Raw genomic sequence first — 17,062 nt, 5'->3', positions numbered from 1 at the left:
CCCCCAAGTAGTAACCCATAATAGCGAGCTCTGACGGACGCGGGATGGAGCAGTTGGCAGCTCGTCGGGCTCATAACCCGAAGGTCGCAGGTTCAAGTCCTGCTCCCGCAACCAAAAGACCGATGAAGGATCAACCGCCTTGTGCTGTTGGTCCTTTTTTTGTTTTTGGCTCGGTTTTTGTCGGCTGGCTAAAAAATTCCGAATTTGAGCAAACCTGCGGTGGAGCTGCCATGTCTTTTAAGGACACCATTCCTGTTTTTCAAATGATCGATGTTGGTCTGCTTGATCCGCATTCTGATCACCCGCGCCGCCATGTCGATGAGGCGGCGCTTGAGATGCTGGCAACGTCGATTCGGCGCCATGGGGTCATTCACCCACTCGTCGTTCAGCCGGCAGATGCCACTGGACGTCATGTAGTGATTGTCGGTGAGCGGCGGCGCCGTGCAGCCATTCTTGCGGGTGAGAAGTCGGTTCCGGTGGTGATTCATGCCTGTCAGGCGGATGAGCTGTTGGCAATCCAGGTGTTCGAGAACATGGGTAGTGGTTTGCGAGTCCCGCTTGAGTCTCGCGATTCATCAAGGGCCATTCAGCGGATTGTTGACGGTTTCGAGCAGGAAAGTGATGCAGCCGAGGTGTTCGGGCGCAAAAAAGCCTGGCTGGTCCAGGCGACTGCTGCTGCCAACCTTTCGCCGAAGGTTAATGCGCTGCTGGAGGAGGGGCGGATATCGGGTACGGGGGCTGCTATCCGCCTGGAAAAGTTGGCGCAAAAAAATGAAGCGAAGGCCGAGAGTCTGATTGCCAAGGCGGAACAGCTACCTGCAGGGGAAAAATTGTCGCGCCAAGTGATTGATGATGTTCTGCTTGGGGAAGGGGCGCGATCAAGGAAAAAGACCGCATCCAAAGAAGTTCGTGAAGAGGTGGTGCGGGATGGTGAAGTCGATGTCGCAGTTGAGCTTTTCAGTAATGTGCAGCCGATCAATCCAGCGCGGCGTCGAATCAATGCGGGCAAAGTGAAAATGGTGGCTGAAATACTTGGCTTGACCACAGAGGATGAGGAAGATGTTCTTGCCAGGTTGGTGGATGAGTTTCTGGCGATGAAAACCCTCTGATTTTTCGGCTGCATGAGTGTGCATATATATAGAGGGCAAAAAAATCGGATTGTTTGCACAAAGTAGTTGACTGCGATTTTAGTGTGTATATAATTCGCCCTCTTCGCTGCTGCCGGGGTTTCCGGCGGAAGGGAAGAAGAAGTTGGTAGGAAAAAAGAAGTGAGAAAGTGCTTGACGAGATGTAGGAAGTGCTTCATAATCTCGCTTCTCTGCTGCAGACGAATCGAAAGAAACGGCGCGGTAGCGATCTTTAAAAATTTGAACAACCGATAGGTGTGGGTGCCTTGATGCGAAGCGACGCAAGTCGCAAAAAAGTATTAAGGCAATCACACGGATGGAGAGATCCATCGAGGTAGAAGTAAAAATTCTACCGTCAGTGAATTGCGAGTGTTTTGGATTGAACTGAAGAGTTTGATCCTGGCTCAGATTGAACGCTGGCGGCATGCCTTACACATGCAAGTCGAACGGTAACAGGGAGCTTGCTCCGCTGACGAGTGGCGAACGGGTGAGTAATGTATCGGAACGTACCTTTCAGTGGGGGATAACGTAGCGAAAGTTACGCTAATACCGCATATTCTGTGAGCAGGAAAGCAGGGGACCTTCGGGCCTTGCGCTGATTGAGCGGCTGATATCAGATTAGCTAGTTGGTGAGGTAAAGGCTCACCAAGGCGACGATCTGTAGCGGGTCTGAGAGGATGATCCGCCACACTGGAACTGAGACACGGTCCAGACTCCTACGGGAGGCAGCAGTGGGGAATTTTGGACAATGGGGGCAACCCTGATCCAGCCATGCCGCGTGAGTGAAGAAGGCCTTCGGGTTGTAAAGCTCTTTCGGCCGGGAAAAAATCGCATGGGCTAATACCCTGTGTGGATGATGGTACCGGAATAAGAAGCACCGGCTAACTACGTGCCAGCAGCCGCGGTAATACGTAGGGTGCGAGCGTTAATCGGAATTACTGGGCGTAAAGCGTGCGCAGGCGGTTTTTTAAGACAGGCGTGAAATCCCCGGGCTCAACCTGGGAACTGCGCTTGTGACTGGAAGGCTAGAGTACGGCAGAGGGGGGTGGAATTCCACGTGTAGCAGTGAAATGCGTAGAGATGTGGAGGAACACCAATGGCGAAGGCAGCCCCCTGGGTCGATACTGACGCTCATGCACGAAAGCGTGGGGAGCAAACAGGATTAGATACCCTGGTAGTCCACGCCCTAAACGATGTCAACTAGGTGTTGGGTGGGTAAAACCATTTAGTACCGGAGCTAACGCGTGAAGTTGACCGCCTGGGGAGTACGGCCGCAAGGTTAAAACTCAAAGGAATTGACGGGGACCCGCACAAGCGGTGGATGATGTGGATTAATTCGATGCAACGCGAAAAACCTTACCTACCCTTGACATGTTCAGAATCCCGAAGAGATTTGGGAGTGCCCGAAAGGGAGCTGGAACACAGGTGCTGCATGGCTGTCGTCAGCTCGTGTCGTGAGATGTTGGGTTAAGTCCCGCAACGAGCGCAACCCTTGTCGTTAATTGCCATCATTTAGTTGGGCACTTTAACGAGACTGCCGGTGACAAACCGGAGGAAGGTGGGGATGACGTCAAGTCCTCATGGCCCTTATGGGTAGGGCTTCACACGTCATACAATGGTCGGTACAGAGGGTTGCCAAGCCGCGAGGTGGAGCCAATCCCAGAAAGCCGATCGTAGTCCGGATCGTAGGCTGCAACTCGCCTGCGTGAAGTCGGAATCGCTAGTAATCGCGGATCAGCATGTCGCGGTGAATACGTTCCCGGGTCTTGTACACACCGCCCGTCACACCATGGGAGCGGGTTCCGCCAGAAGTAGGTAGCCTAACCGCAAGGGGGGCGCTTACCACGGCGGGGTTCGTGACTGGGGTGAAGTCGTAACAAGGTAGCCGTAGGGGAACCTGCGGCTGGATCACCTCCTTTCTAGAGAAAGCATCTCTGGCACCCACAACCTATCGGTTGTTCAGTAGTGGCAACAGACGAGGGTCTGTAGCTCAGTCGGTTAGAGCACCGTCTTGATAAGGCGGGGGTCGTTGGTTCGATTCCAACCAGACCCACCAACGTCTAAACACGGGGGATTAGCTCAGCTGGGAGAGCACCTGCTTTGCAAGCAGGGGGTCAACGGTTCGATCCCGTTATCCTCCACCAAAACCTAAAGATAAGCATGGGTGTTTATCTTTGGCTTTTGGAAACGAAATGCCACGCTCTTTAACAAATTGGAAGAAGGTTGTATTGCTGATGCTGATGAGGCATTGGCAGTACGTTGTGATTGCATCGATCGTTATTTCTTAGTCGGGATAACGGTCGCACAAAGATTTGCCTGTAGCCGCTCTCGCGAGAGAGGACAAGGTTATAGGATCAAGCGACTAAGTGCATGTGGTGGATGCCTTGGCGATCACAGGCGATGAAGGACGTGCAAGCCTGCGAAAAGCGGGGGGAGCTGGCAATGAAGCTTTGATCCCCCGATATCCGAATGGGGAAACCCGGCCAGCAATGGTCATCTTTATCTGAATACATAGGATATTGAAGCGAACCCGGTGAACTGAAACATCTAAGTAGCCGGAGGAAAAGAAATCAACCGAGATTCCCCTAGTAGTGGCGAGCGAACGGGGAAGAGCCTGCTAGTGATAGCGGAACTGTTAGAAGAACGGAATGGAAAGTCCGGCCGTAGTGGGTGATAGCCCCGTATTCGAAAACAGATCCGTGGTACTAAGTTAGCGAAAAGTAGGGCGGGGCACGTGAAACCTTGTCTGAACATGGGGGGACCATCCTCCAAGGCTAAATACTCGTGATCGACCGATAGTGAACCAGTACCGTGAGGGAAAGGCGAAAAGAACCCCGGGAGGGGAGTGAAATAGAACCTGAAACCGCATGCATACAAACAGTGGGAGCCTCCTTGTGGGGTGACTGCGTACCTTTTGTATAATGGGTCAGCGACTTACGTTGTGTTGCGAGCTTAACCGAATAGGGGAGGCGTAGCGAAAGCGAGTCTGATAAGGGCGTTTAGTAGCACGGCGTAGACCCGAAACCGGATGATCTATCCATGGCCAGGATGAAGGTGCCGTAACAGGTACTGGAGGTCCGAACCCACTAACGTTGAAAAGTTAGGGGATGAGCTGTGGATAGGGGTGAAAGGCTAAACAAATCCGGAAATAGCTGGTTCTCCCCGAAAACTATTTAGGTAGTGCGTCTTGTATCACTTACGGGGGTAAAGCACTGTTATGGCTAGGGGGTCATCGCGACTTACCAAACCATGGCAAACTCTGAATACCGTAAAGTGCGAGCAAGGCAGACAGACAGTGGGTGCTAACGTCCATTGTCAAGAGGGAAACAACCCAGACCGCCAGCTAAGGTCCCCAAGACATGGTTAAGTGGGAAACGAAGTGGGAAGGCATAGACAGCTAGGAGGTTGGCTTAGAAGCAGCCATCCTTTAAAGAAAGCGTAATAGCTCACTAGTCGAGTCGTCCTGCGCGGAAGATGTAACGGGGCTCAAACCATGCACCGAAGCTGCGGATATCGAAAGATATGGTAGGGGAGCGTTCTGTAGGTCTGTGAAGGTGACTTGAGAAGGTTGCTGGAGATATCAGAAGTGCGAATGCTGACATGAGTAGCGATAAAGGGAGTGAAAAGCTCCCTCGCCGAAAGCCCAAGGTTTCCTACGCAACGTTCATCGGCGTAGGGTGAGTCGGCCCCTAAGGCGAGGCAGAAATGCGTAGTCGATGGGAAACAGGTCAATATTCCTGTACCGATTCTAGATGCGATGTGGGGACGGAGAAGGTTAGGTCAGCCATCTGTTGGAATAGGTGGTTTAAGCGTGTAGGAGTGTCCCGTAGGCAAATCCGCGGGAATTATCTGAGGCGTGACGACGAGGTGCTACGGCACTGAAGTGATTGATACCAAGCTTCCAGGAAAAGCCACTAAGCTTCAGTCTAGAATTGACCGTACCGCAAACCGACACAGGTGGGCAGGATGAAAATTCTAAGGCGCTTGAGAGAACTCAGGAGAAGGAACTCGGCAAATTAACACCGTAACTTCGGGAGAAGGTGTGCCCCGGTAGGGTATAAGGCCTCGCGCCGAAAGCCCGATGGGGTTGCAGTGAAATGGTGGCTGCGACTGTTTAATAAAAACACAGCACTCTGCAAACACGAAAGTGGACGTATAGGGTGTGACGCCTGCCCGGTGCCGGAAGGTTAATTGATGGGGTGCAAGCTCTTGATCGAAGCCCCGGTAAACGGCGGCCGTAACTATAACGGTCCTAAGGTAGCGAAATTCCTTGTCGGGTAAGTTCCGACCTGCACGAATGGCGTAACGATGGCCACACTGTCTCCTCCTGAGACTCAGCGAAGTTGAAATGTTTGTGAAGATGCAATCTCCCCGCGGCAAGACGGAAAGACCCCATGAACCTTTACTGTAGCTTTGCATTGGACTTTGAACCGGTCTGTGTAGGATAGGTGGGAGGCTGTGAAACCGGGACGCTAGTCTCGGTGGAGCCGACCTTGAAATACCACCCTGGTTTGTTTGAGGTTCTAACCTTGATCCGTGAATCCGGATCGGGGACCGTGCATGGTGGGCAGTTTGACTGGGGCGGTCTCCTCCCAAAAGGTAACGGAGGAGTACGAAGGTACGCTTAGGGCGGTCGGACATCGCCCATAAAGTGCAATGGCAAAAGCGTGCTTGACTGCGAGACCCACAAGTCGAGCAGGTGCGAAAGCAGGTCATAGTGATCCGGTGGTTCTGTATGGAAGGGCCATCGCTCAACGGATAAAAGGTACTCTGGGGATAACAGGCTGATACCGCCCAAGAGTTCATATCGACGGCGGTGTTTGGCACCTCGATGTCGGCTCATCACATCCTGGGGCTGTAGCCGGTCCCAAGGGTATGGCTGTTCGCCATTTAAAGTGGTACGTGAGCTGGGTTTAAAACGTCGTGAGACAGTTTGGTCCCTATCTGCCGTGGGCGCTGGAAATTTGAAGGGGGCTGCTCCTAGTACGAGAGGACCGGAGTGGACGAACCTCTGGTGTACCGGTTATGACGCCAGTCGTATCGCCGGGTAGCTATGTTCGGAAGAGATAAACGCTGAAAGCATCTAAGCGTGAAACTCGCCTTAAGATAAGATTTCCCGGAGTCTTGAACTCCTTGAAGGGTCGTCGAAGACCACGACGTTGATAGGTCAGGTGTGGAAGCGCAGTAATGCGTTAAGCTAACTGATACTAATTGCCCGTAAGGCTTGATCCTATAACCTTGTTTATACAAGCAAATCCGCAGTCACAACAAAACAACCTTCCTCCCAATTTGGCTTGGCGCTAATCAGCGACAAGCACACAAGTTACGCTTGGCGGCAATAGCCTTCTGGACCCACCCCTTCCCTTCCCGAACAGGACCGTGAAACAGAATCGCGCCGATGATAGTGAGCTTCCGCTCGCGAAAGTAGGTCACCGCCAGGCTCCCATTCAAAGCCCTCGTTACCAACGTAACGAGGGCTTTATGCTTTAATGCTATAAATAATCAAAATCTCCTCAATCAACGTCAGTTGCAGCAGTGTTTTCAAGTGAATCGACACCCGCTTGGGCTGGCGGCTGTGGTAGAATCTCTATCGGCGGGTCTCCCCGCATTGCAAGGTGGTGAATCTGGTCAGGTCCGGAAGGAAGCAGCCACAGCTACTTATTGCAAGTGCCGGGGGTTAGGCTCGCCACTTTCATTTTCTGTTACGGTGTGGAGCGCATGAGTTATCAAGTTCTTGCGCGCAAGTGGCGGCCGCGCAATTTTTCTACGCTAGTTGGGCAGGAGCACGTAGTTCGAGCATTGGCTCATGCCCTTTCTGAACAGCGTTTGCACCATGCTTATCTCTTCACCGGGACTCGCGGTGTTGGCAAGACAACTATTGCTCGTATTCTTGCCAAGTCGCTGAATTGCGAATCGGGCATTACCGCAACCCCCTGTGGGGTCTGCTCCGCATGCCAGGAAATCGATAGCGGTCGCTTCGTTGATTTGCTCGAAGTTGATGCGGCAACAAATACACGTGTTGAAGAGATGCGTCAGCTGCTTGAAAATGCTGTCTATGCACCGACACGTGGTCGCTTCAAGGTTTATGTGATCGATGAGGTCCATATGCTTTCAAATTCAGCTTTCAATGCAATGTTGAAAACGCTTGAAGAGCCGCCGGAGCACGTTAAATTTATTCTGGCAACGACGGATCCGCAGAAAATTCCGGTTACCGTTCTTTCTCGTTGCTTGCAATTCAACCTGAAGCAGATGCCGGCGAGTGCCATTACGACGCATCTGGCGCATATTCTCCAGGCCGAATCCGTACCGTTTGAGCCTTCTGCGCTTACCCTGCTTGCACGTTCGGCATCGGGCAGTATGAGAGATGCTTTGTCGTTGCTTGATCAAGCAATTGCACATGGCGCAGGGAAGGTGGAAGAGTCACAGGTTCGGAGCATGCTTGGTTCCGTTGATCTTGATTATCTTTTGACAATTCTGGATGCGCTGAAAGATGGCGATAGTTCCACCTTGCTTCAGGTCGCTTTTGATCTCGGCGTGAGAAGTCTGTCTTATGCACTGGCATTGCAAGAGCTTGCGGCTTTGCTGACCCGCATCCAGATCATTCAGTGTGTGCCTTCGGCTGTCGATGAAGATGATCCGGAGAGGGCGCGTCTCGTTGCACTTGCCGCTTCTTTTTCTCCGGAATTTGTCCAGTTGGCTTATCAAATCGTCAACGTTGGCCGGTCCGAGATGGCTTCAGCCCCAGATGAGTACGCCGGGTTTGTTATGACCTTGCTGCGACTGTTCACTTTCAGGCCGGCGTCGGTCATGGAGGTTGTCTCTTCTGTTCGTTCGCAGCCCAAATTGCCGCCTGGCAAACCGTTGACCGCAGCAGTAGCGCCATCTTTGTCTCCAGCACCTGCGCCTGTTGAAAACAAACGACGCACAGCGGTGTCCAGTGGTGAGGACGATTGGCATGAGATGGTTGCTGCGCTGCAATTAAGTGGCCTTGCCAGGGAGCTGGCTCAGCATTGCGAATTGCGCGAATTGAATGAAGGGGATTGTCTGCTGCGACTTGCGCCGGCGCATGCTCATCTTCAGATGAGGCCGTCCCCAGACAAGCTTGAGGCGGCGTTGAGTGATTATCTTGGAAGGCCGCTGAAGTTGCGGATAGAGCTTGATGCGATTGAAATAGATACGCCTGCAGCAACGGCAAGCCGTGAACGTCAAGATCGTCAAGACCGCGCAATCGCTTCGATCGAGCAGGATAGTTTTATTCGTGAAGCAATCGAGTCATTCGATGCCTCACTCACAGAAGCTTCAATTAGACCGATTTCCTGATGGAGAAAATACGATGATGAAGGGTGGTTTGGCTGGCCTGATGAAACAGGCTCAAGCAATGCAGGACAACATGAAGAAGGCGCAGGACCAGCTGGCTCAGATAGAGGTCGAGGGGCAGTCGGGTGCTGGCATGGTCAAAATCATCATGACCTGTTCCCATGATGTGCGTCGTGTGAGCATTGATCCTTCTGTGATGGATGATCGTGAAATGCTTGAGGATCTGGTTGCTGCAGCTGTCAATGATGCGATTCGGAGAGGCGAGGAGCTGAGCAAGGAAAAAATGTCCGGCTTCACTGCTGGCTTGAATCTTCCTCCTGGCTTCAAACTGCCTTTCTAAGTGACACCGACGGGTCTTGAGTCCCTGATCGAAGCTCTGCGCTGCCTTCCCGGTATTGGTCCGAAGTCAGCGCAGCGAATGGCCTATCACCTGATGCAGCGAGACCGCAAAGGTGCAAAGCGGCTTGGTGAGGCGGTTTTGCATGCGCTGGATGCGGTAAAGCATTGTTTGCGTTGCAATACCTTCAGTGAGACCGAAATTTGTGAGCGCTGCGCATCTCCCAGGCGGGACCAGTCCGTCTTGTGCGTGGTTGAAACGCCCGTTGATATGAACATGATGGAGCAAACCCTGGCTTATCAGGGGCTTTACTATGTTTTGATGGGGCGTATCTCACCGTTGGATGGTGTCGGGCCGCGGGAGTTAGGTCTCGAGCAATTGATGGCACGCGTCATGGATGGATTGGTGCAGGAGGTAATTCTTGCCACTAATTACACCAATGAGGGAGAGGCGACAGCCCATTACATCACCGCCATGTTGAAGCCGAAAGGTATTGGCGTCACCCGTATTGCACGCGGGGTGCCGGTTGGTGGTGAGCTTGAATATGTCGATAGCGGCACATTGGCACAGGCCTTGAGAGAGCGTAAGGCTTGTGCTGCCTGACAACGGCTTTTAACGTCGGTTCCGTTGGCGTATAATTTAGCGTTTATTTTTAATCCCATCCAATTCCTTTAGGGGTCAGCGTTATGAGCAAACAAGGAAAAATGGACTGCGGCAGACGGCGTTTGATCGTTGCCACCGCGGCCGTGGGCGGAACAGGGGCTGTTGCTGCTCTTGTGCCGTTCGTCTCCAGCTTGCTTCCATCCGAGCGTGCCAAAGCGGCAGGCGCTCCGGTTGAAGTCGATATCAGCAAGCTCGAACCGGGTCAGATGATGACCGTCGAATGGCGTGGCAAGCCTGTGTGGATCATTAACCGCACCAAGGAAATGCTGGAAACGCTGACCAAGCTGACTGATGCTGTTGCCGACCCCAAGTCTGACAACAATCAGCAGCCAGCCTACGCAAAGAACGATACCCGTTCGATCAAGCCGGAAATTCTGGTGGCTGTCGGTATCTGTACCCACCTCGGCTGTTCCCCTTCGCAGAAATTCAAGAAGGGCGCAGAAGAGGGGATGGGCGCTGAATGGCTGGGTGGCTTCCTTTGCCCCTGCCATGGTTCGACCTTCGATTTTGCCGGCCGCGTTTACAAGGCGAAGCCTGCCCCGACCAACCTGGAAGTTCCGCCGCACGTGTATCTTTCCGATACCCGCATCATGATCGGCGAAGACAAGAAGGGAGCATAAGAAATGGCTGCTGGCAACTTCGAAAAATACAAGTCTGATGGTTCCATCGGCGGGAATGTCCTGGAATGGGTTGATGCCCGTTTCCCGGCCACTTCTCTCTGGAAGGGACATCTGTCCGAGTATTACTGCCCGAAGAACTTCAACTTCTGGTATTTCTTCGGCTCTCTGGCTTTGCTGGTTCTGGTCATCCAGATCGTCACCGGCATTTTCCTGGTCATGCACTACAAGCCGGATGCGGCCCTGAACGCGAACGGCGTGCCGATTGCCTTTGCTTCCGTTGAGTACATCATGCGTGATGTACCGGGTGGCTGGCTGATTCGCTACATGCACTCGACCGGTGCTTCAGCCTTCTTCATCGTGGTTTACCTGCACATGTTCCGTGGCTTGCTCTACGGTTCCTATCGCAAGCCGCGTGAACTGACCTGGTTGTTCGGTGTCGGTATTTTCCTGGTGCTGATGGGCGAAGCTTTCTTCGGCTACCTGCTGCCTTGGGGTCAGATGTCCTTCTGGGGCGCACAGGTTATTGTCAATCTGTTCTCTGCGATTCCAGTCATTGGTCCTGATCTGTCGATCATCATCCGTGGCGACTTCGTCGTCGGTGACGCTACGCTGAACCGCTTCTTCTCCTTCCACGTGATTGCCTTCCCACTGGTTCTGGTTGGTCTGGTTGCAGCTCACGTGCTGGCTCTGCACGAAACCGGTTCGAATAATCCGGACGGTATCGAGATCAAGGCCAACAAGGATGAAAATGGCATTCCGCGCGATGGCATTCCTTTCCACCCGTACTACACGGTCAAGGATATCGTCGGTGTGGTTGTTTTCCTGATGGTCTTCTCCGCCGTGATGTTCTTCGCACCGGAAGGTGGCGGTTACTTCCTGGAAACGCCGAATTTCTATCCGGCTGATCCGCTGAAAACCCCGCCGCACATTGCACCAGTCTGGTACTTCACACCTTACTACTCGATCCTGCGTGCCATGGTCTGGAACTTCTTCGGCTTGCCGGCAAAGCTCTGGGGTGTGATCGGCATGGGGGCTTCGGTCGTGATCTTTGCTGCCCTGCCTTGGCTCGACCGTAGCCCGGTCAAGTCGATCCGCTATCGTGGCCCGATTACCAAGGTGATGCTGACCATCTTCGTGATCGTCTTCTTCATCCTCGGTTACCTGGGTACCCTGTCTCCGTCGCCGATGGGCGAGCTGATCTCCCAGATCTGCACGGTGTTCTACTTCGGTTTCTTCCTGGGCATGCCGTGGTGGTCACGCATGGACAAGTTCAAGCCGGTTCCTGACCGCGTGACGATGAAGTGAGGATGCAAAAAATGAAAAAATTTCTGATCGCATTGCTCTTCGCGCCGATCATGGCATTTGCCAGCGGCGGTGCGGTTCATCTCGACAAGTGGCCGGGCTCGGTCGGTGACAAGGCTGCATTGCAGAATGGCGCCAAGCTGTTCGTCAATTACTGCCTGAATTGCCACGGTGCTTCCTACATGCGCTACAAGAATCTGGTCGACCTCGGTCTGACTGAACAGCAGGTCAAGGAAAACCTGATGTTCACTTCCGACAAGATTGGTGGCTTGATGACTGTGGCCGCTCGTGCCGATGAACAAAAGCTCTGGTTCGGTGCTACGCCGCCGGATCTGACCATCATTGCCCGTGCCCGTGGTGAAGCTGGTAATGCCGGTGCAGGTGCAGACTGGCTCTACACCTACCTGCGCTCCTTCTATCGTGACGAAAACCGTCCGACCGGCTGGAATAACGTGGTGTTCGAAAATGTCGGCATGCCGCACATTCTTTATGGTCTTCAGGGGCAGCAAGTCCTGAACCACGAAACCCACAAGCTGGAAGTGGCTGTTCCGGGCCAGATGGCTCCGGCCGAATTCGACAAGGCTGTTTCTGATCTTGTCGGCTTCATGGTCTGGATGGGCGAACCGCAACAGGAATTCCGCCAGAAGCTTGGTTTCTTCGTACTTGCCTTCCTGGGCTTGCTCTTCGTGCTTGCTTACGCGCTGAAGAAGGAATACTGGAAAGACATTCACTGATCCTGTCCGGATCAGCTAACGGCATCGCGGGTTTGGCTTCGGCCAGCCCCCGATGCCGAATCGCATTTTGAGGGTTACCACAAATGATGAATCTGTACTCGGGCACCACCTGCCCTTTTAGTCATCGCTGCCGCATTGTCCTTTTTGAAAAGGGCATGGATTTTCAGGTGATCGACGTTGATATGTTCAACAAGCCGGAAGAAATGGCCGCGATCAATCCGCACAACCGCGTTCCGGTGCTGGTTGAGCGAGATCTCGTTCTGTTCGAGCCGAACATCATCAACGAATACATTGACGAGCGGTTTCCGCATCCCCAACTGATGCCGGCTGACCCGATCATGCGTGCACGTGCCCGTCAGTTGCTGGTCGGTATGGAGCGCGAAATTTTCTCGTTCATGGAAGTGATCGAAAAAAATGGCAAGACGGCTGACAAGGCTCGCCAGGAAATCAAGGCGCGTCTGACCGAGATCATCCCGATCTTCAACAAGCAAAAATTCATGCTGGGCGATGAGTTTTCGATGCTCGATGTGGCGATTGCTCCGTTGCTCTGGCGTCTTGATCACTATGGCATCGACCTTGGTAAAGCTGCTGCACCGCTGATGAAATACGCCGAGCGGATTTTCAGCCGTCAGGGTTTCATCGATGCATTGACGCCGTCTGAAAAGGCGATGCGCAAGTAAACATGGAACTGCCGTCTACCAAGCCTTACCTGCTGCGTGCAATCTGGGAGTGGTGCTGCGATAACGGATTTACACCGTATATTTCAGTCCAGGTTGATGGGCGAACGCGTGTCCCCCGGGAATTTGTCCGGGATGGACAAATCGTCCTGAATTTGGGCCCCGATGCCACTAACAAGCTGAAAATCGGTAATGATTTTATCGATTTCCAAGCTCGTTTCGGTGGCGTTTCACGCGAATTGTCCGTGCCGGTGACTCAGGTTACGGCAATTTATTCGCGTGAAAATGGCGCGGGTATGGCTTTTGAGCTTGAGGCTGGAGAGTCACAAGGCGAGTTCGATGACGCAGAGGATGTGGCTGTTGATGCCTTGCCCGCAGAAGAGCCGCCTGAGCCACCTCGCCCAGAAGGAGGGCGTCCCAAGTTGCAACGCATCAAATAGGGACGCACGGCAAGATCGATGCACCAAAAAAGGGAAATTTCTTCTGGAAATTTCCCTTTTTTATTTAATTTCATGCTGTTTCAGGGTGGCACAGCTGTTGCTCAAGGACAGTCATGAAAAATGAAGTCAAATCCACTTGCTGTTACTGCGGCGTTGGCTGCGGTGTCCTGATTGAAACCGAGAATGGGAAAATCTCCGGTGTGCGCGGCGATCCTGACCATCCGGCCAATCGCGGTCGACTCTGTACCAAGGGTGCAACGCTCCATTTGACGGCAGGCCCGAGCGGGCGACTGTTGTTCCCAGAGCGCCGCTTGCAGCGCGGCCAGACCGGACAGAGAGTGGCTTGGGATGCTGCGCTGGAGTCCGCTGCGGATCGGTTTGCCGAGACAATTCGTCGCTATGGTCCCGATTCGGTGGCCTTCTATATTTCAGGCCAGTTGATGACCGAGGACTATTATGTCTTCAACAAATTGGCCAAGGGACTGATTGGTACCAACAATGTCGATACCAATTCCCGTCTCTGCATGTCGTCGGCTGTTGCTGGCTACAAACAGACACTGGGCGCCGATGCCCCGCCTTGCTGTTACGCCGATATTCTGGCCGCTCAACTGATATTCATCAGTGGGGCAAATCCGGCTGTCGCACATCCGATTGTTTTCCGTTACATCGAAGACGCCCGCGCGGCGAATCCCGATCTGAAAATCATTGTCGTCGACCCGCGTCGTACCGAAACGGCCGAGATTGCCGACCTTTACCTGCCGATCAATCCCGGAACAGACATCGCTTTGTTTAATGGCATGCTGCATCTGCTGATTCGGGATGGCTTGGTCGATCACACTTATATTGCGGCACACACGACTGGATTTGAGGCGGTTGCCGAAATCGTCAAAACGTATACGCCGGCTGCGGTTGCCCGTATTTGCGGGATTTCGGAGCTTGACCTGATCCAGGCAGCCGAGTGGTTCGGCAAAAGCACGGCGGCCTTGTCACTCTATTGCCAGGGCCTCAACCAGTCGGCGCATGGAACCCACAACAGCGTCAGCCTGATTCATCTTCATCTGGCGACCGGCCAACTTGGCAAGCCCGGCGCTGGCCCATTCTCATTGACCGGGCAACCCAATGCCATGGGCGGACGCGAGGTGGGCGGGATGGCCAATTTGCTCTCGGCACATCGCGACCTTGGAAATCCCGAACATCGGGCAGAGGTGGCTGCGCTCTGGGGGATTCCGGATGTTCCCGCCAAACCAGGCAAGACTGCGGTCGACCTGTTCAAAAGCCTGGATTCCGGCGAGATCAAGGCGGTCTGGATTGCCTGCACCAACCCGGCGCATTCCATGCCGAATCAGGCTGCCATTCGCAAAGCGTTGCATACGGCCGAATATGTCGTGTTGCAAGAAGCTTATGCCGGCACCGATACGGCCGAGTTTGCCGACTTGCTGTTGCCGGCCAGCGCATGGGGCGAAAAACATGGCACGGTCACCAACTCGGAGCGCTGCATCAGCCGTGTTCTGCCAGCAGTTGCTGCGCCGGGAGAGGCGCGTCATGACTGGGAAATCGTCGTCGACTTTGCCCGGCGCCTGGCGAACAAGCTGGGTAACCCGGCGACAGCCCATCTTTTTCCCTACACCAACCCCGAAGAGATTTTCAACGAGCACCGTGAAACAACGCGGGGCCGCGATCTGGATATCACCGGCTTGAGTTATGGCCACCTGGAAACCCGTGGCTCTCAACAGTGGCCGTATCCCGACGGGGCGCAGGCTGGCACGCAGCGTTTGTATGAAGATGGCCGTTTCCCGACGCCTGATGGTCGCGCACGTTTTGTTCCGGTTCAGCACCAGGCAACGGCAGAGGCGCTGAGCAATGAATTTCCGATCAGCCTGATTTCAGGTCGCATGCGTGACCAGTGGCATGGCATGACCCGGACAGGCACGGTTCCGCGTTTGTTCAATCTCGACGATGAACCTGAACTGGCCATGCACCCCTGCGACATGCGACATCGGGGGCTGGCTTCTGGTGATATCGTGAAAGTGGCCAACCCGCGCGGCGAAATGGTCGTGCGGATTGCCGAACGTGCCGGGCTGAAGCGAGGCCGAGCCTGGATGCCGATGCATTGGGGAAGCCAGTTCATGAATTCGCCCGGGGCGAATGCGTTGGTCAGCGAAGCGACTGATCCCTATTCGAAACAGCCTGAGCTCAAGCATGCTGCGGTGCGGATCGATAAACTCGATTTGCCTTACCCGGTCGCCGTGCTTCGGCGTTGTGCTTCGACAGACGAGGCCCGGGCTTTGCTGGCCGAAGCGAGAAGCTTGCTGTCGATTTTCCCCTACGCCGCGGTGGGTTTGTATGGCCGTAGTGCACCGTTGGTGATTCTGCGTGCAGCTGAACACGGTCCGCTCGATAGCGCACAGCTTGCTGCGGTCGACCGTCTGTTTGGCCTCGATTCGACGGAGGGAGAGATTCTCTATGCCGATGCAAAACGCCAGATCAACAAGAAAGCCATTGTGCGCGATGGCCGCTTGTTTGGTGTCAGGCTGGCAGGGGAGGCCTTGGCACAGAGCTGGCTGAAACAGGCCATGGCGGAAGATGAACTGGATCCATCATTGATCCGCTTTGCCCTGGCTCCCAGCGAGCGTCCTCCGGTCAGCATGCCGTCGCGCAACATCATCTGCAAATGTGCCGATGTCAGCGATGTACAGATTCAGCAGGCACTGGCGCAGGGCTCGGATTTGGCCAGCATGCAGCAAACCCTGAAATGCGGCACTTTCTGCGGCTCCTGCGTACCCGAGATCAAGCGGATGGTGGCAGAATACGCGACCAAAGAAGCCGTGCCAGTCTGAACGCGGCGAGAGGAGACTATGGGCTACGCTCATTTCATCAAGGAACTTGGTCGCGGCGCCGATGGCGCCCGCGATCTGTCGGCTGACGAAGCGCATCAGCTTTATGCGGCGATGCTCGACGGTGGCGTCCCGGACCTCGAACTCGGGGCGATGATCATCGCCCTGCGCGTCAAGGGTGAATCTGTCGACGAAATGCTGGGGTTTCTTGCCGCGGTCAATGACCGGACAAATCACCTTGAATTACCGCATGGTCGAGTTCGACCGGTTGTTCTGCCGACGTACAACGGTGCACGCAAGGAGGCCAACCTGACTCCCTTGCTGGCTCTTCTACTTCAGCGCTTTGGCGTCCCGGTACTGGTGCATGGCCTGATTGAAGGGTTTGGCCGGGTGACGACGGCACAGGTTCTGCGCGAATTGGGCATCATGCCGGTGACCTCGGTGCTGCAGGCGCAAAACAGTCTGGCCGAGAAAGGCCTGGCTTTTGCCCCGCTCAGTCTGCTGTGTCCCGGTTTGCATAATCTGTTGTCGCTGCGCAGTCGGATGGGCGTCCGGAGCAGCGCCCACAGTCTGGTCAAAATGCTCAGCCCGTTTCATCAGGAGGCAGTGCTGGTTGCGGCTGCCACGCATCCTGATTTCATCGAGCTGATGCGCAACATGCTGGTTGCCCGGGGCGAACGCGGAATCTTGCTGCGTGGTACGGAAGGCGAGCCGTTTGCCAATCCGAAACGTCGCCCTCGCCTTGAGTACGTGCATGATGGCGCGGTCAACGTGCTTTTTGAAGCAGAACACGAAAGCCTGCGCAGTTTGCCCAGCCTGCCTGAGTCAGCCGATGCGGCAACGACGGCAAAATGGATCCAGCGCGTACTGGATCGACAAATTCCGCTGCCCAAGCCGATTGCCAATCAGCTCGCCTGCTGCCTCTATGCCGCAGGCTATGCCGAGGATTTCAATCAGGCCAAGGCGATCGTTGCCGTCGAATCGAATGGGCTCGCTGCAGCAGGGTAGGCA

General features: G+C 54.4%; 11 protein-coding genes, 3 tRNA genes, 3 rRNA genes and 1 other RNA gene. All 18 read left to right on the top strand.

All coding sequences use genetic code 11. The features are described from left to right. Window positions 1–38 precede the first annotated feature (38 nt). A tRNA-Met gene (locus GBK02_RS14160) sits at window positions 39–114 on the top strand. Window positions 115–122: 8 nt separating this feature from the next. Continuing rightward, window positions 123–1,109: a ParB/RepB/Spo0J family partition protein gene (locus GBK02_RS14155; RefSeq protein ID WP_203467262.1), complete on the top strand. Its 987-nt coding sequence runs from the start codon at window positions 123–125 to the stop codon at window positions 1,107–1,109. Window positions 1,110–1,508: 399 nt separating this feature from the next. After that, window positions 1,509–3,046, top strand: a 16S ribosomal RNA gene (locus GBK02_RS14150). 60 nt (window positions 3,047–3,106) lie between these two features. After that, window positions 3,107–3,183: transfer RNA gene (locus GBK02_RS14145), tRNA-Ile, on the top strand. Between the two features lie 12 nt (window positions 3,184–3,195). Beyond that, a tRNA-Ala gene (locus GBK02_RS14140) sits at window positions 3,196–3,271 on the top strand. A gap of 208 nt (window positions 3,272–3,479) precedes the next feature. Further along, window positions 3,480–6,359 (top strand): 23S ribosomal RNA (locus GBK02_RS14135). A gap of 96 nt (window positions 6,360–6,455) precedes the next feature. Then, window positions 6,456–6,568 (top strand): 5S ribosomal RNA (gene rrf / locus GBK02_RS14130). The 16S, 23S and 5S rRNA genes sit together here with 2 tRNA genes alongside, the layout of an rRNA operon. A gap of 151 nt (window positions 6,569–6,719) precedes the next feature. Then, an RNA gene (gene ffs, locus GBK02_RS14125) (signal recognition particle sRNA small type) lies at window positions 6,720–6,818 on the top strand. A gap of 27 nt (window positions 6,819–6,845) precedes the next feature. Beyond that, a complete protein-coding gene (gene dnaX / locus GBK02_RS14120) occupies window positions 6,846–8,447 on the top strand; it encodes a DNA polymerase III subunit gamma/tau (protein WP_203467261.1) in 1,602 nt (533 codons plus the stop codon). A 13-nt stretch (window positions 8,448–8,460) separates the two neighbouring features. Continuing rightward, complete coding sequence (locus GBK02_RS14115) at window positions 8,461–8,784, top strand: YbaB/EbfC family nucleoid-associated protein (RefSeq protein WP_239003041.1); 324 nt, start codon at window positions 8,461–8,463, stop codon at window positions 8,782–8,784. Beyond that, window positions 8,785–9,384 (top strand): recombination mediator RecR, encoded by a 600-nt coding sequence (gene recR / locus GBK02_RS14110; protein WP_203467260.1) that lies wholly within the window; start codon window positions 8,785–8,787, stop codon window positions 9,382–9,384. Between the two features lie 83 nt (window positions 9,385–9,467). Continuing rightward, on the top strand, window positions 9,468–10,064 hold the full coding sequence (gene petA / locus GBK02_RS14105; protein WP_203467259.1) for a ubiquinol-cytochrome c reductase iron-sulfur subunit: 597 nt from the start codon (window positions 9,468–9,470) through the stop codon (window positions 10,062–10,064). A gap of 3 nt (window positions 10,065–10,067) precedes the next feature. After that, window positions 10,068–11,369: a cytochrome b N-terminal domain-containing protein gene (locus tag GBK02_RS14100; protein WP_203467258.1), complete on the top strand. Its 1,302-nt coding sequence runs from the start codon at window positions 10,068–10,070 to the stop codon at window positions 11,367–11,369. Between the two features lie 11 nt (window positions 11,370–11,380). After that, on the top strand, window positions 11,381–12,100 hold the full coding sequence (locus tag GBK02_RS14095) for a cytochrome c1 (RefSeq protein ID WP_203467257.1): 720 nt from the start codon (window positions 11,381–11,383) through the stop codon (window positions 12,098–12,100). 83 nt (window positions 12,101–12,183) lie between these two features. Continuing rightward, window positions 12,184–12,780 (top strand): glutathione S-transferase N-terminal domain-containing protein, encoded by a 597-nt coding sequence (locus GBK02_RS14090; protein WP_203467256.1) that lies wholly within the window; start codon window positions 12,184–12,186, stop codon window positions 12,778–12,780. A 2-nt stretch (window positions 12,781–12,782) separates the two neighbouring features. Next, a complete protein-coding gene (locus GBK02_RS14085; RefSeq protein ID WP_203467255.1) occupies window positions 12,783–13,217 on the top strand; it encodes a ClpXP protease specificity-enhancing factor in 435 nt (144 codons plus the stop codon). Window positions 13,218–13,330: 113 nt separating this feature from the next. Further along, on the top strand, window positions 13,331–16,054 hold the full coding sequence (locus tag GBK02_RS14080; protein ID WP_203467254.1) for a nitrate reductase: 2,724 nt from the start codon (window positions 13,331–13,333) through the stop codon (window positions 16,052–16,054). Window positions 16,055–16,072: 18 nt separating this feature from the next. Next, the gene (ybiB, locus tag GBK02_RS14075) at window positions 16,073–17,059 is read left to right on the top strand and encodes a DNA-binding protein YbiB (RefSeq protein ID WP_203467253.1); all 987 of its coding nucleotides are present in this window, start codon (window positions 16,073–16,075) and stop codon (window positions 17,057–17,059) included. Window positions 17,060–17,062 lie beyond the last annotated feature (3 nt).

The organism is Dechloromonas sp. TW-R-39-2 (assembly GCF_016864195.1).
GTDB lineage: Bacteria > Pseudomonadota > Gammaproteobacteria > Burkholderiales > Rhodocyclaceae > Azonexus.
This window is presented reverse-complemented; position numbering and strand designations above follow the sequence as displayed.

Bases quoted from the DNA above. Each gene is read 5' to 3' on its own strand.
- GBK02_RS14155 (WP_203467262.1), top strand. From the start codon at position 123: ATGAAGGATCAACCGCCTTGTGCTGTTGGTCCTTTTTTTGTTTTTGGC.
- dnaX (WP_203467261.1), top strand. From the start codon at position 6,846: ATGAGTTATCAAGTTCTTGCGCGCAAGTGGCGGCCGCGCAATTTTTCT.
- GBK02_RS14115 (WP_239003041.1), top strand. From the start codon at position 8,461: ATGATGAAGGGTGGTTTGGCTGGCCTGATGAAACAGGCTCAAGCAATG.
- petA (WP_203467259.1), top strand. From the start codon at position 9,468: ATGAGCAAACAAGGAAAAATGGACTGCGGCAGACGGCGTTTGATCGTT.
- GBK02_RS14100 (WP_203467258.1), top strand. From the start codon at position 10,068: ATGGCTGCTGGCAACTTCGAAAAATACAAGTCTGATGGTTCCATCGGC.
- GBK02_RS14095 (WP_203467257.1), top strand. From the start codon at position 11,381: ATGAAAAAATTTCTGATCGCATTGCTCTTCGCGCCGATCATGGCATTT.
- GBK02_RS14090 (WP_203467256.1), top strand. From the start codon at position 12,184: ATGATGAATCTGTACTCGGGCACCACCTGCCCTTTTAGTCATCGCTGC.
- GBK02_RS14085 (WP_203467255.1), top strand. From the start codon at position 12,783: ATGGAACTGCCGTCTACCAAGCCTTACCTGCTGCGTGCAATCTGGGAG.
- GBK02_RS14080 (WP_203467254.1), top strand. From the start codon at position 13,331: ATGAAAAATGAAGTCAAATCCACTTGCTGTTACTGCGGCGTTGGCTGC.
- ybiB (WP_203467253.1), top strand. From the start codon at position 16,073: ATGGGCTACGCTCATTTCATCAAGGAACTTGGTCGCGGCGCCGATGGC.